This is a genomic window from Oceanobacillus piezotolerans, from assembly GCF_003665065.1.
GTDB classification, from domain to species: Bacteria; Bacillota; Bacilli; order Bacillales; family Amphibacillaceae; genus Oceanobacillus; species Oceanobacillus piezotolerans.
Map to the genome: position 1 here is coordinate 390,813 of NZ_RCHR01000004.1, position 14,414 is coordinate 405,226.

The 14,414-nt window shown below is 32.3% G+C and carries 13 protein-coding genes; 5 read left to right on the forward strand and 8 right to left on the reverse strand.

Annotated elements, in window-relative coordinates:
• Nucleotide 1: 1 nt before the first annotated feature.
• A complete protein-coding gene (locus D8M04_RS13500) occupies nt 2–553 on the reverse strand; it encodes a sigma-70 family RNA polymerase sigma factor (protein WP_121523835.1) in 552 nt (183 codons plus the stop codon).
• 305 nt (nt 554–858) lie between these two features.
• On the opposite strand from D8M04_RS13500, the gene D8M04_RS13505 reads away from it, so the two are divergent.
• The 3 genes from D8M04_RS13505 (at nt 859) to D8M04_RS13515 (ending at nt 2,335) form a co-directional block, all read left to right on the forward strand.
• A complete protein-coding gene (locus tag D8M04_RS13505; protein ID WP_121523837.1) occupies nt 859–1,263 on the forward strand; it encodes a helix-turn-helix domain-containing protein in 405 nt (134 codons plus the stop codon).
• A gap of 142 nt (nt 1,264–1,405) precedes the next feature.
• Complete coding sequence (locus D8M04_RS13510; protein WP_121523839.1) at nt 1,406–1,918, forward strand: competence protein ComK; 513 nt, start codon at nt 1,406–1,408, stop codon at nt 1,916–1,918.
• A 105-nt stretch (nt 1,919–2,023) separates the two neighbouring features.
• Nucleotides 2,024–2,335, forward strand: a complete 312-nt coding sequence (locus tag D8M04_RS13515; RefSeq protein WP_121523841.1) for a hypothetical protein — start codon at nt 2,024–2,026, stop codon at nt 2,333–2,335.
• A gap of 310 nt (nt 2,336–2,645) precedes the next feature.
• On the opposite strand, the gene D8M04_RS13520 is transcribed toward D8M04_RS13515, so the two are convergent.
• The 6 genes from D8M04_RS13520 to D8M04_RS13540 form a co-directional block, all read right to left on the reverse strand.
• Nucleotides 2,646–4,817, reverse strand: a complete 2,172-nt coding sequence (locus D8M04_RS13520) for a LysM peptidoglycan-binding domain-containing protein (protein ID WP_121523843.1) — start codon at nt 4,815–4,817, stop codon at nt 2,646–2,648.
• A gap of 56 nt (nt 4,818–4,873) precedes the next feature.
• A complete protein-coding gene (locus D8M04_RS13525; protein ID WP_121523845.1) occupies nt 4,874–5,332 on the reverse strand; it encodes a DNA phosphorothioation-associated protein 4 in 459 nt (152 codons plus the stop codon).
• A gap of 1 nt (nt 5,333) precedes the next feature.
• Complete coding sequence (locus D8M04_RS13530) at nt 5,334–7,316, reverse strand: AAA family ATPase (RefSeq protein WP_121523847.1); 1,983 nt, start codon at nt 7,314–7,316, stop codon at nt 5,334–5,336.
• Complete coding sequence (locus D8M04_RS20035) at nt 7,316–7,492, reverse strand: hypothetical protein (protein ID WP_158595129.1); 177 nt, start codon at nt 7,490–7,492, stop codon at nt 7,316–7,318. Before D8M04_RS20035 ends, D8M04_RS13530 begins: the two co-directional genes overlap by 1 nt.
• A 13-nt stretch (nt 7,493–7,505) precedes the next feature.
• Nucleotides 7,506–9,596, reverse strand: coding sequence for a DEAD/DEAH box helicase family protein (locus D8M04_RS13535; RefSeq protein ID WP_158595130.1), 2,091 nt, complete (start codon nt 9,594–9,596; stop codon nt 7,506–7,508).
• 160 nt (nt 9,597–9,756) lie between these two features.
• Nucleotides 9,757–10,290, reverse strand: coding sequence for a DUF7226 domain-containing protein (locus D8M04_RS13540; RefSeq protein WP_121523851.1), 534 nt, complete (start codon nt 10,288–10,290; stop codon nt 9,757–9,759).
• A 490-nt stretch (nt 10,291–10,780) separates the two neighbouring features.
• Between D8M04_RS13540 and D8M04_RS13545 the strand changes: the two genes are divergently transcribed.
• Together D8M04_RS13545 and D8M04_RS13550 are read left to right on the forward strand one after the other, a co-directional pair.
• A complete protein-coding gene (locus D8M04_RS13545; RefSeq protein ID WP_121523852.1) occupies nt 10,781–11,632 on the forward strand; it encodes a DNA adenine methylase in 852 nt (283 codons plus the stop codon).
• Nucleotides 11,610–12,902, forward strand: a complete 1,293-nt coding sequence (locus D8M04_RS13550) for a type II restriction enzyme (protein WP_121523854.1) — start codon at nt 11,610–11,612, stop codon at nt 12,900–12,902. The genes D8M04_RS13545 and D8M04_RS13550 overlap by 23 nt, the downstream gene beginning before the upstream one ends.
• Nucleotides 12,903–13,122: 220 nt before the next feature.
• Here D8M04_RS13550 and D8M04_RS13555 read toward each other — a convergent pair whose 3' ends face one another.
• The gene (locus D8M04_RS13555) at nt 13,123–14,412 is read right to left on the reverse strand and encodes a hypothetical protein (protein WP_121523856.1); all 1,290 of its coding nucleotides are present in this window, start codon (nt 14,410–14,412) and stop codon (nt 13,123–13,125) included.
• Nucleotides 14,413–14,414 lie beyond the last annotated feature (2 nt).

The window sequence follows — 14,414 nt, forward strand, 5'->3', positions numbered from 1 at the left end:
CCTATTTCAGCATATTTTCATTATCTTTTGCCCAAGTTCTTAATTTCCTCCTAGCTTCTTTTCCCCATCCTTTCACTGCTTCTACAGTTACACTTTCTCGTTCCGCAATTTCCTTTATGGAAAGTCCTAATATAATGTGATAATTCACCCACTTTCGTTGCTTTTGGGTTAGCAATGAAAAGAGTGGTTTCCATTCATCTTGCCCTTTTATATGCATACCAGAGGGATTCATAATTGGAAGGTTGGTGTTACTGTTGTGATTCCCTTTATATCTTTTTGTAATAACTTCCTGCTTAAGCTTTTTGTTATTCTCATGGATTATGGTTTCTTTCCGGAGCATATCGATGAGATGGTTACGAATGGTGTAGTTAAAGTAAGTGGAGAGAGGTCCTTTGTTTGGATCGTATTTCTTATAAGCCATCCACATGGCATATAATCCTCCCGTGTAAAACTCCCGGTTTGAATCACGAATACCTAGCTTTTGGATATGATAGTGGATTCTGTTTTCATTCTGTTTAAAAACCTCTTCAAATGTTACCTTGTTTTTGTCCATTCAATCATCCTTTCTATTACTTTTTCTATCCTGTTGTATTTCTCGTTGTTACCCATACCATAGAAAAATACCATCCCTATCACAAATCGCCTAACTTCTCGTTCTTTTGACAAAAAAAGAAAAAGGCACAAAAAAGCAGGTACAAAATTAAATTTTGTACCTAAATCATTAAGTTAGAGCATTTTTAAAAAAAATATCATTTTGTGTGTTTTTAAAGAAAAAAATCTATTAACTCACAGTTTGTGTGTTTTCCGAATATTAATAGAAGATTATGGTAGTTTTTAGTCAAACAGGATGTGGTATGAATGGTAAATGACTTAGGATTACGATTAGAAAAGTTAGCGGACCAGTTTGGCTATAGTAAAAAAGAAGTAAGCACAATGCTTGGCTATTCCGACAATGTTTTTGGCTTATATGTAAAGGGAGAACGAACTCCTAATATCGAAACCCTTATCAAGTTATCTGAGATTTTCAACGTTTCTCTGGATAAGTTGATTACAGGAGTAGAGTATAAGCAAGACGAGAAAGAAGCTGCTAAGGTAGATAAATTGAATGAACTGCTTGCCATTTTTCAAAAGGTAGGCATCACTTCTCCATACATTCTCCATCTTGAGAAATGGCAAAAACTGAACGCTAAACAACTAAAGGAATTAACCGACCATTTTGAATGGGTGGTTGAAAAAGCAAGAAGAGAAGCCGAAGACGATTGATCTTTCCAGTCTATTATTAACATCTGCAAATCCTAAATATAACCACAAAAGTGTTCGAAACGATTCACAGAAATGAATAATCACCTGAACACTTCCTCTTTCTTTCCTGTTTAAAAACCTCAAAAATAAGGAGTGTCCTCAAATGAAGCAAACTATCCTTGATTACAGCATTAACCCGCAAACCGCAGCTCTAATACCAATCATGCATCAAGATTATAAGACCATTATTATCGAAAAAGACAAACAGCTTTTCATTAATCAAACACCAATAGATTTAATTAAAAAGGCTTGCCTAGTCTATCTTTCAACCTATGAAGGAAGAAGAAAAGCTGTAATGCACCAAATGAATTATAAACGTAAAATCCCTATTCCAATTAATCCAAGCCTTCACATTATTTCCTTTCCTACTCACTCAACTTCCCACTCCAATTGTTGTTGGATATTCTATAAGCATGTAAAAGAGATAGAAAAACATCCTCTTAAGAACCAATCTGATTCCTCCATCATCACTTTTTCTAACGACACCCAACTTTTGATAGATGTTTCACCTTATATTTTACGAAAACAATATAAAAGAGCAGAAATGTGTTTGGAGTTATTTTTAAGTAATTCTCAGGATATTTGTCTAAATATGGAAGGATTACTAATATCTTAAGATTCACTTTAGACATATTAATTTAAATTTACATTCTCTTTGAAGGATACTCTAATAATCTGCCGAATATAGGAGTACATACTTAAAATTAAAGGTAGGTGCCTTATGGAACCAATAGTAGTTATTGATAACGAATTATTAGAAGAATATGCCCTTCTATCCACGTTTTTTAGTCCAAGCAATACAACTCTTGGCGTTTTGATATTAGGGGAAAATTATCATGAAGTATCACGGAATGTTATTCTGAGAGTTTATCGATTAAATAAAGAAACAGATGGAAAGTTTTACTCGCAAGCAGAGTTACAAGTATTTTCTTTCTCTTCGTTCAATGAAGCAGAACAATTTTTAAGTTACTTGCCTGAGATGTCTGCTTTGGAGTTGATTTTGATGATGGAAAAGGAGAATTTAGTTGTTTAGGTTATATTAAAAGATATAAGAAAGGTTCTTGCCTGATTAAGGCTAGAACCTTTTGGCAGATTTGATTGCATAGGAGTACCAATAAGACTGTCATTTTGAGGCTGGGATTCCAATCTCTCTACCTAAATCCTCTACAATAATAGAACCCAGCGTTCGGCTCCTACGTGTCCCTTCTAACACTGCATTAAAGTGAAAATTCTTCTTAACCTTATCTCAATCTCTAGGATTAATAGTCTTTGAAGATATAGATGAATGGATCTCGTGTTGATATTCAATTTAGTTTGAACGTTATCTCTATAGTTTGAGACTCCTAAAATTCATTCTTAAAATCTAACCTATCCAAATATTCTTCAAGGGCCTTTGCAACAAGATTTGATTTTGTAATATTGTTTCTCTCTGTAAATTCTTCAACCTTCTCAAGTAGCTTTTGGTTTAAATAAATTTTAACTGATTGCTTACCGGAATTGACCTCATCTTTTTCCTTCTCTTTATCCCTTAAAAGCTCTTTTATAAGAAGTATTTCTTCCCGAGAAAGACTCATGTCAATGACAGTCTCAGTAGCTCTAATAATATCTTTACTTTCTACTAAACCAGCATCATCTTCATTCTCTTGGTATTGAATTGCTTTTTTAGTTTCAACTACTGTTCCTTCAATTGATTCTGTTTCTGGCTCATTTTTATTTTTAATATTGTATCCATATGCTTCCAATAATTCTTCTAGCTCGTCTTTTGATACACCAAATTTAGAAGCAACTTGCTCAACAGAGGTTTTATCATTAATGATATCTTCAGCAATATTCTTAAGGAATACTGCCTTGTTTCTATTTATATAGGTCTTGAAAAAACTATCATATTTATATCCATCTGCTTTCAGTTGAATTCTTAACTGATTTGCTGCAATACCTGTATCTTCCTCAATAGTCTTTAAAGTAGACCCACTGTACAACTTTCCAATAATTTCTTCGGTAGAAATTATAGGCTTGTTATTCCCGCTAGCATCTTCTTCATTTTTTAACGGTGTATTATTTGGTTTAACCAATCTTTCACCTGTTGTTTCCTTAAATGGTGATGAATTAGTAGCTGCATCTTTAACTGTTTGATTCGTTAAAGATTTATTACTTTTCAAGACCCATCTTTTAGTTTTTTGGTCAAAATTATAACCAAGATCCTCAATTTTTCTTCTTAACTCGTCTGCAAATAGAATTTTCTCTTTTTTGTTTTTCACATATTTATCGGAGAAATCGTATAGAGTAATACCCTTGTTTAGCTCTCTAATCGAAGCTTCTATAAGTGTGTTCTCCTTCTTTTCGGTCCACACTTTAAAGAATGAATTAAATTGATATCCAGCATTTCTTATCAATTTAGTAATTTGACTTACCTGAACCGAGTATTTTTTTGCTATTACTGTAAGACTTTCACCAGCATTTACTGTTTGAACAATTATTTTCGGATTTAATTCATTATCACTATTATTTGTATCAGATGTTTTGTTACTACCTTGGTTATCAGAAATAGTAGCCACGTTTGATAACGTAGACTTTTCTTCTGTTTGTTCTTGTCCTCGTGAATTCATTAATAGATTTTCTAATTCTACAATTTTTCTACGAGATAAGCTTGTTGTATTTGTAAGTGAAGCGAAAAGAGATAATCCTATCTCAGTATATAATGCTTCAAATCGAATATAATTTATATGGGGACAAGCGTTAAAGATTTCGATTTCATCAGTATTAAAGTATTTCATAGGAGTCACGTAATGCACATTGTTATTAAATTCATCATTGTATTTTTCTCTTATTAATTTTGCATTTATTCCTAAAGTTCTTGCTACTTGTTTTAAAGTGAAGAAGTTTCTTCCATTTATATATAAAACATTCGGTTCACCAGTTTTTAAATCCAAGAGAACTTTATTATCTTTTATAGTAGGTATTGCATAATTAGCAGTAGTATTACCCTCTAAGACCCAGAATTTCCTATAATTTGCCTTTTTTAATTGTTCTTCAATATACGAGACTGGTTTGCCTTCACCTCTAGCTATCTCCTCAACACTTTTTCTTTCAATATTTAATTGGTGAAGATAACGCATTGCCTTTCCGAAAGAATCATTTATTGGTAAGGTATTTCCGGTAACGGTCCATCTATTTCTAAAATTATTATCTTCTAGTACCTGTATTAGTTGTTTTTCAGATAATTTATAGCTCTCAGCAATATAAGATAATGAAACTTGTTCATTGTACATCTTTGAAACAATGTTACATAAATCATCAAGTGTGAGAGTATCAGCTCTCTTAGACCATATTCTCTTTGATGAATTAAAAAAATAGCCCGCTTCACTAAACATTTTGGCAAGCGCTTCTTTTGTCATATCATACTCCTTAAGGAGTTCTTCTTCTGAAACACCATTGTTTAGTTTCGAAATTATAATTTCTGGGCTAACTTCCTGTTTCTTCTTAATAAAATTATTCACAATATCTAAAATATCCATATCATTCTCCAATCACAAAATGATATAGGGAAGTTATATAAACTTCCCAACTCTAACTAAAAAATCATATCTGCAATACCCTTTAAGTTTCTCTCTTTTTCAGAAGCATCATTTTCCATATTCATAATCATGTCAAAAAGGTTATTCAACATGTACTTTGGTTGTTCTAATAGTTTTTGCTCAAGGATTTCAATTCCACCAGCTGCATATTCCTCAAATATCCTTAATTTCTTATCAAACGTTTCATCATCATCTTGCAATATGTTTACATCTTGTGTTTCAGTAAGGGCAACCATATTAATCGTAGGTTCATCTGTTTCTAAACTAAAATTATCCCATAATAGCCCCTCAGCTGAAGATGTAAAAGGTTTTCTTTTCTTCTCAAGGAATCCAATCGTTCCAGCAAGCATGAAGACCTCTTTATATGAGTTAAATAAACCGAATTCATCTTTATCTGTTAATCTTCGATAGGTAGAATCTTGTTCTTTTGGGCGTTTAATTCGTCGTCGTATCACCTTATTTTACCTCCTTAACAGCAGTAAACTCATATGGTTTATCCTTATTAATCCTAGGGTCGTTATATACCAAATTATATTCCTTGCCAATTTGACTATGCATTTGCTTTTCCACTTCTCCTCGCCATTGGGAAGTAGAAACAATAACAATAATCTGGTCCGCTAGTTTAAAGATGTTTTGCCCAACTCTCTCTCGGTGATCCGAGTCAAGAGCTCCAAACGGGGAGTCCATTACTATAGGATATATTCCACCATCTTCAAATTCATTTTTCACTTCTTTTTTATGTTGTTCTCTCGCAATATTTACGATAGCTCCAATAAAGGACAAGCTTGTTATCTGTCTTTCTCCTTGGGACATCCCTACAATATTTCCTTTTGGGTTAATAACTTGAAGTTCATAATTATCGGTTAGCTCAATACTGTAATCTTTGCGAAGAAATTTATTGTAAACTTCATTTATTTTATCTTGTAGTTCAGCTCGGACTAACCCCTCTCGGATCCTTAAAATTTCCTTCATAACTTCTTCTAAGTTCTCACAAGCACTTATGCGTTTTTGCGTTAACTTAGCTTTGTCTGCCTGATTATCTAATTTTGACTGGTCTAATTTCTTTTCCTTTAATTCTCTCTGAACATTCCTTTGTTCATTTTCTAACTGGCCAATTTTTCTATCAATCTCTGATTTTTGTCGAGTTAATTTCACGCGTTTAGTTTCTAACTCACTAATCTCCTCAGAATCTTTTTCTGATAACTTTAGACTAATTTCTTCAATTTCTTCAGTTAACTTTTTCTGTTGTTGGATTTTAATTAGTTCATTTTCTTTTAGCTGTTTAATTTCTTTAAATAATGATTCCTTCTTCTCACGAATAACTCCAAGATTCATTAAGGAATCCATAACCTTTTGCTCAATAGGAGTAGAATTAATTAATTTTTTTGCAGTAATCAAATGGTTATAGTGAACAGAGTCTTCTCTAATATGGTTTCCACATATACATGTACCTTGTTCTATTAAATTATCAATAAAGTCTTCTGAAACTCCTGTAATAACATCATCACTTTTCTTCTCTTTAAGAATTCGTTCGGCTTTTTGTAAAGCAGGGTAGCTAAACGCTAAGTAACCTTGTTTAGCTATTACCTCATTAAGATGATTTTGTATACCATAAATTTCTTTTTTGACATCATTAAGGTCGAGATTTTTTTTATCTCGAAGTTCTTGAAGTTGTTTAGCACCCTCAATTGTTTTTAAGCGCGCTTCTAGTTCTTTGATATGTTTATCATTAAGAATAGAATTCTGCTTTTGTAAGTCTAAATCGGATAGAATTTCACTTTCTCTATTTTCTAGAATTTCTATTTCCTCTATTAAGGTATTGGTTTTTGTATCACCAAATCTCTTCATTTCACTTCTAAATTTCTTCCTTGCACTTCCAGTATGTGATATAGCACGCTCAAGTATCTCTAACCCCATAATGGACTTAATTGCATTTTTGATATCATCTGTACCACTTTCCTTTGATAAATTATCAATTCTCTCACCATCAAAGAAGAAGTAGGAACGTAAATCCGAAGGTAGAGTTCTTTCCACTTCAATCTGAGGATTGTTTATAATATCTGATAAACCATTATTTTTATATTCTAATAAAAGCTCAGGTTCAAAATAATAAACTTCGTTTTCTCCGACTTCAGCCTTAACACTTCTTTTCAAAGTATATGATTTATCATTATGGTTATATTTTATCAATACAAAGGCCTCAACTATTTCGCCTTTTCTAGCAGTACTAAGTGCATGTTCATTTATGATTTTATCTTCGTTAGGTAAATTTAAAATACCGTATAAACACCAGCCGAACGCGTTTAATAATGCAGTTTTACCGGAACCATTTTCACCATGTATAACAGTAATATTTCTTGTGAGAGAGGTCGAAAAATCAATCGTTTGAGTCTGATAATACTGTCGAAAGTTATGTAACTTAATGGACTCTATAAGCATTATTCTTTTATCCTTTCTTTAATAATATTAACTATTTCACTTACTATCGTTGTTCCTTGTAGCGATTTTTTATGAAGAAGGTCCTTCTCTGCTTGTAAGATTTCTTTTAATATTAGTGTATGTTCATCAGGTAATTCGTTTAAAAGATTGTGTATTCTTTCCTTCTCATTTTCCATCTAAAGCACCCCATTAGTAATTTAATAAATTATAACTTTTTTTCAGTGTGTTAAGGGTTTCATGGGCAACTGGCCCATTTACTGCTAAATCTGCAAATTCTACCACTCTTGTTAACTCTCTTTTGACTAAATTACGCTCAGTGTTAAAGAGTTCGGGCTCTATCCTCTGAATTTCTTCCAAATTTCTAGGAATTACAATAAAGTCATATATATAGGAATATTTTTTTCCAGGATACTTTCTTAAAACTCTCCCACGTCTTTGAATAAATTCTCTTGGATTAGTACTACTTGCAAGAATAAAGGCCCTTTGTGTAGCAGGAACATCTACGCCCTCATCTAAACATTTAATTGCAACTAATGCCTGTAAATCACCCGATTCAAATCTATTGAGTAAAACTTTTCGTTCTTCTTTGTCTTCTCTAGAAGTAAACGTGTGTACCCTCATATCTAGAGTGCTCCCTAATACTTTTACTACTTTGTCAATTTGTTTGTCATCATCAACTGTACTATCCCCACAATATACAATGTTATATTTACTATCCTTAAATTCGCTAAACAAATCTTTAAGCTTATATAATTTATTACGAGCTGCACTTAGCACTCTTGCTCTTTCTATCAATAAGCTTTCTAGAATTTGTTCTTTATCCTCATTTTTTTGGTTAAAAATTCTACTTATTTTTCTAGTAATTTCAAAATACTTTTCACTTTCGTCTTCATCTAATGTTACAAGGACAGGATAATAAAAGTATTCGGTTAAAAATTTTCCAATAGCTTTTTCGAGGCCGAACTCAAAAACGACCTTGTTTCCAAAATATGCCAACAATTCATTACTACCTTCTTCATCATACCAGCGGTTTGGGGTAGCACTTAGAGCTAGTCGATACGGGATAGATTTAATCAATCTTTTTCTCTGATTAACAGCACCTAAGTGATGGGCTTCATCGGCGACAAATACTGTGTCAGCATGTAATTCGTTTAGTAAAGTTTGCATAGTTGGTGATGAAAAAGTCGCATTCGTCATAATAACACAAAAATGATCAGTTACCTTCGCATTAAAAGCGGAAATATTATTCCTTAGCTCTTCTTCCCATAAGCTTCTAGAGTGATAGGCAACTATTGGGTTCATATTAAAAAGTTTTAAATCTTTGACCCACTGGTCTACTAAATGAGTATAAGGACAGACAATAACGACACAAAGTCTGTTTGTTACTTCGAAGAGTTTAGTTACAGCTGTAATAGAAGTAATAGTCTTTCCAGTACCAGTTGCCATTTCTAATAATCCCTGACAATCGTTTTTAAACCAACTGATAATGGCTTCTTTTTGATAGTCTCGTAACTTAATTACATCAGGAATTTTAGGATGATTTAGACCTTCTATTTTCAATTCGTTCCTTCTATTTGCTTCTGGGTCAAGTTTTTTATAATCTGTTTTTCTATATGTTAACAGTTTTTCTTTTACAGCTTCTGGGAATTCAAATACTTGAACCATTTCTGTTTTGTCTTCCCATAATGATTGAAAGTTTTCCAGTTTCTTTTCAACTCTGTGCAACTCATTCCCTCTCCATGAACAAAAAACGTCAATTGATTCAAAATTACTGTGAAGCCCTCCCTCTGTTTCATTAGAAGATCCAGTAAAAGCGATATGATTTCCGTCCCTATCTTCCAATATCCCTACTTTTTCATGGAAAATCCCAAAGGAATTTTTATCTCTTAACATTGCAATCTTAATATCTAATTGATTATTTGCTATTAACCAAGCCAGGTAGTTCAAACGTTCTAGAGATGATTCATCTGTTATATTGTTTATTTCCCTTAATAAAGATTTCTCTACGATATTTTCTCTTGCTGCGTACCCTTTTTGTATAGATTCTATATCTTCCTCATTGAGTTTCGGTGATGCAATTAATTGCATTTTCCCATTACAATTCATTAATTCGATAATTCCTTTAGCAGCAAGTGAAAGTGAGTGGCTAGTAAAGTAACCAACCGCTCTCTTGTAATTAACTGACTTAGCAAGGACAGGTATATAAAAGTCATTTATTATATTACCGCTTTCATTGTCAGAACGGTATTGGAATGAAATATCTAATTCCTTAAAACTCAAATACTCACCCCTCATTGAGCTTAATAAAATTTCTAGGTCTAAAGTATATAATTATTTTAACATATAATTAAAAAAAACTTGGGAGTTTAATCTTGGGTGTACATAAAGTAGTCAACCCTCTCATACTCAGTGAATTAAAAAAGGCTTGAAAACAATTGTTTTACAAGCTAGAATTATTAATCATTTTATTTTCAATATCATTAATCCACTCAATCCAACAGATAATGGTTCTTGCTCTTCTATATAAAGTGGAATCAGATGCTACTCTCAAGTCTTCTTCTAACATAATTTCAACAACACGGTCTTTTGTGATAAATTTTTCTTCATACCACTCTATATATGCCCTTTTAAAGACAGAGTGCTCAAAGATTGATTTAATGATTGCCAAGTGTTTTTCTTTTTCTGGTAAAGAAAAAGTTTGATAACCTTTTTCTGAAAGGGTAAAATATACCGATTTTTCAATATGTCTTTTTTCTACAAATCCTAAGTAAATAGCAGAGTTAGTATAATAATCTGTTTGTCTTGAAGTGAATTTAAAATGGTCAGTTATTTTGTACTTATTTAAATCTCCTTTATATAAAAGATTTAATAATTTTATTATGTTATCGAAAGTATCAGCTTGTGGAAATGGAATGTTAGGATCTTCCTCTTTTGAGACCGTATTATACGCAATACTTAATACATCTATCAACAAAGCACACCTTCTCCTATCTCTATTTTATGTAAAAGGAATTCGCTCAACAACCATTTTATCATACTAATTCCTAATCAAGAAGACCACCTTAAAATCCCATTTGTTCATCGAGAGTAAGTATCTAGCTTCAGGTATAAGTTCTAACTTAAAGATGTACAGAGTCATTAGATTTTAGTAAAAATTAATAGTTACTTCTTAACGTTAGTCTAATTTTTGATAATATAGTATTTTTATTTTATACTTACCACTATTACAGTAATTTTTAATTGGGACAGAATAGGAACTTCTAGAAGGTTAGTAAAAATATAATAACCTTATTAAAACCATGAAAAAATCAAATTTTTTCAAACATACTAATACACGATTAACGAACATCAGTTCCGTTTCCTTTGCTAGCTAGATAATCTTACTGTATAATAAAATAATAAAACTAGTCACTTGTTGGTAATGTATAGAATTACCAATTTTTTTATTGAGAAGAGGTACGAAGATGGACAATTTACAACCATTTATTAAATGGGTAGGAGGAAAACGTCAGCTCTTACATGAAATAAGAAAATATGTCCCGTCTATTTTTGGCACTTACTACGAACCTTTTGTTGGTGGGGGTGCTGTGCTTTTTGATTTAGCACCAAAGAATGCGGTTATTAACGATTCAAATGCAGAGCTGATTAATTTATATAAAGTTATTAAAAGTAAAAGAAAACTTGAACAATTAATAAGGAAATTAAAAGAGCATAGAAACGAGGAAGAATATTACTATAAGGTAAGAGCAGAAGACAGAAGTGATGATTATTTTACTAAAAGTGATGTAGATAGAGCATCTCGTTTTATTTATCTAAATAGAACCGGTTATAACGGATTATATCGTGTAAATAGTAATGGGTATTTTAATGTTCCTTTTGGTAAATACAAGAATCCTGATTATGTTAACGAATCAGTTCTTAGAAGATGCCATGAATACCTAAATAAAAATAATGTTCGTATTACCAATAAAGATTTTGAGTCTGCTGTAAAAGGGGCAAAAGCCGGAGATTTAATTTACTTTGATCCACCTTATGACCCTTTGAATGAAACATCCTCTTTTACAAGTTATACTAAGGATTCCTTCGGTGATTGGGATCAAGTAAGGTTAAGGAATTTATTTATTAAATTGTACGAAAAGGGCTGTTATGTAATTTTAAGTAATAGCGATACCTTATTTATTAATAAACTTTATAATTATCCTGGTGTACAAATTATTAAAGTCGAAGCAAGTAGAAACGTAAATTCAAAAAAAGAAGGACGAGGGAAAATAACAGAGGTAATGGTGATTGCAGATGGCACAAACAAAGAACGATAAAGCCTGGAACAAAATTTTTAAAGAATACAATATTCTTGTTGAAATCGATAAAGATGGTTATTACATTATTGAGGCGTCTTCTATACGAAAGTATAGAGAACCTCGATTAATGTGTAAGTTTGACCACGAAAATAATTTACCAGATATTTTTAAAGAAAATAATTTAAGTATTTTACCGATTTCAAGAAGTAAATATATAATTGGTAGTTTTCAAATGTTTGCTGATGTAACATATAAAAAAATGGAACCAGTAGAGTTAAACATTCCTTATACAATTCAAACGATTGATGCAAAAAACCTGTATAGTGAAAGTTCGTCTTTACACTTTGCATATCATAGTGGAATGATTGATGACTTTTTAGGTGAAGAGACTAAACATACTGTTAGTAATAGAATGGGTTCTGGTAAGTTCAAATTCCGCATATGGAATGGTGTGGGTCACACACTCATCAATGTTGAATCGGCCCAGATTGAAATTGATGGCGGTTATGAGGGAAGAACTAAATTTGCAGTCATAGAAGCCAAAAATGAAACCGTTACAGATTTCAATGTAAGACAATTATTCTATCCTTATCGTGTATGGAAGAATAAGATAGATAAAGATGTTGTGCCGGTATTTTTTACATATTCAAATGATAAATTTAGTTTTTTTATGTATGAATTTTCAAATGAAGAAACATTTAATTCGTTTAAATTAATTAAACAAAAAGATTATATTATCCCACACGAATCGATAACCATAAAGGATATAGATGCTGTTGTTCAAAATGCTACTGAGTTTGTACCAGAGCCAGAAGTTCCATTCCCACAAGCGGATAAATTTAAGAAAGTAGTAGATTTACTAGGATTTCTATATGATAGGGATATTAATAAACAAGAAATTTCAGACCTATTTGATTTTCACAAAAGACAAAGTGACTATTATGCAAATAGTTGTATTTATTTAGGGTTAGCTGAAAGTTATTCGCTCGGAAAAGATACCTATATTGCTTTGAATGAAGAAGGTAGGAGAGTTATGGAACTACCTTTTAGACAAAAATACTTAACACTAGCTGAAAAGATACTTCAGCACAAAATCTTTAAGGAAATATATGATGAGACAGTAAAGATAGAAAGCACAAAGAAAAAAGGAAGAAAAATTGTTCCTACACATTTTATAATATCAAGAATGAAATATCATAAACTATATCACATAAGCAAAGAAAGCACATTTGGAAGACGTGCATCAACTATTCGTGGTTGGGTTCGTTGGATTAGAGAATTGCCTTAAAACATACCTATTAAATAAACATTATTTATAAGTAGAATTTGTATAACATACGGGTCTGAATAAAATCTTGCGAAAGTAGATTTTAACAATCTGCGCAAAGCAAGAAATCGTGGGTTTAGGAATTTGAGGTTTTATTATTTTACAGGGACAGGTAAAATGTCCGCTATAGCGTAACCATCGGATGCTGCACCTGTCCCTCCATCCTCAATTAGTTTCAACATCAATCAACACACCAACTAATCCCATCTCTCCCTTCTCCAATACTTAGATTATTCACCCTATTCTCCTCTTCATCCACTCGTCCAGTAAATAAAATTCCCTGTAACTCCATCTTATCTTCCAAGAATAGTCCATTCTTATCTTGAACAAGTTTCATATAATCCACCAATTCCCGTAATCCAGTAATCGCATATTCAATTCTGTTTGTATGTTTAACCTCACCAATGACTACTTTAAGCAGTTCATTAGTCTTTTTGTCATACATTTCTACTAAGATATCCGGTCTTCCGCTCCAATAGGTCTTCGTGTCAAAACTTTGATTAAATAGTTTCTTTGCAGTAGTGTCGGCTTCTTCTATTGAACTTAATCTACGAGAAATAAACGGATGTTCATGCTCTTTTAACTCATCCGTAGAAATATGGAATTTAATCTGATTTGAGCCAGTGGAGTCATGATACACCTTATATAAACAATAATCATCACTCCATTGGGCAACCAGATTATTTCTTCCATCCATTAATTGAAGGTCGGCGTTTTCCGTATTTTCTTCTATTAATTTCACCACCCAATAAAGCTCAAATAGCACATCCACTTCTTTCGGATAGACAAATGTCTCTCTTAATAGGGTCTGTACCTCCTGCTCATCGATTTCCCCATATAGAAGTTTTCTATACTGCTGGAGGATAGATGCTGCACTCCGGTATAAGGGGTTTCGATGTTTAAGAGTATCCAGAATCATTCGATCGGTAACGCGACCTTTTACCATTCGCACCCTTGACAAGTAAATATTTTTATAAAGGGTATTGCTAACAATACTTTTCAGTACGCCCCATTCTTTAAACCATGCGTATTTTTCTAGATAATTACTGTCCACTTCTCTAAATAAGATAGTATATAACGTTTGTACTACTTCCAGCAGTACAAGGTTTTCTTTGATTGCATACTCCCGGTTCCGTTCATTGGCTGAGAAAATCGTTTTATCTTTTGCATTTATTCGAAACCGATCGTTGATGGTTCTGTTCCAATTAATTTGCCCTTTAACAAGTCCGTGATAGGTCTCCTGCTTTAACGTTGTGGATGTCTTAAATCGTTTGATTAGCTTTGGCAATTCCCGGACAAATTGTTTTACTTCATCCTTTAATAGAAAGTGAACTTTCAATAGTTGATCCATTTGGGAAATAGGTAGATCAGTCTTTTTAAGAAAAGAATTAATCCCCACCTGTCCTGACTTCAAATAAATCACTAAAAAATCACTTATTTCTTCTAATAATTCTTCAGCACTTCTTTTCATAA

Excerpts from the sequence above, each read along its gene's own strand:
- D8M04_RS13500 (WP_121523835.1), bottom strand. The coding sequence starts at position 553 with ATGGACAAAAACAAGGTAACATTTGAAGAGGTTTTTAAACAGAATGAA.
- D8M04_RS13505 (WP_121523837.1), top strand. The coding sequence starts at position 859 with ATGGTAAATGACTTAGGATTACGATTAGAAAAGTTAGCGGACCAGTTT.
- D8M04_RS13510 (WP_121523839.1), top strand. The coding sequence starts at position 1,406 with ATGAAGCAAACTATCCTTGATTACAGCATTAACCCGCAAACCGCAGCT.
- D8M04_RS13515 (WP_121523841.1), top strand. The coding sequence starts at position 2,024 with ATGGAACCAATAGTAGTTATTGATAACGAATTATTAGAAGAATATGCC.
- D8M04_RS13520 (WP_121523843.1), bottom strand. The coding sequence starts at position 4,817 with ATGGATATTTTAGATATTGTGAATAATTTTATTAAGAAGAAACAGGAA.
- D8M04_RS13530 (WP_121523847.1), bottom strand. The coding sequence starts at position 7,316 with ATGCTTATAGAGTCCATTAAGTTACATAACTTTCGACAGTATTATCAG.
- D8M04_RS20035 (WP_158595129.1), bottom strand. The coding sequence starts at position 7,492 with ATGGAAAATGAGAAGGAAAGAATACACAATCTTTTAAACGAATTACCT.
- D8M04_RS13545 (WP_121523852.1), top strand. The coding sequence starts at position 10,781 with ATGGACAATTTACAACCATTTATTAAATGGGTAGGAGGAAAACGTCAG.
- D8M04_RS13550 (WP_121523854.1), top strand. The coding sequence starts at position 11,610 with ATGGCACAAACAAAGAACGATAAAGCCTGGAACAAAATTTTTAAAGAA.
- D8M04_RS13555 (WP_121523856.1), bottom strand. The coding sequence starts at position 14,412 with ATGAAAAGAAGTGCTGAAGAATTATTAGAAGAAATAAGTGATTTTTTA.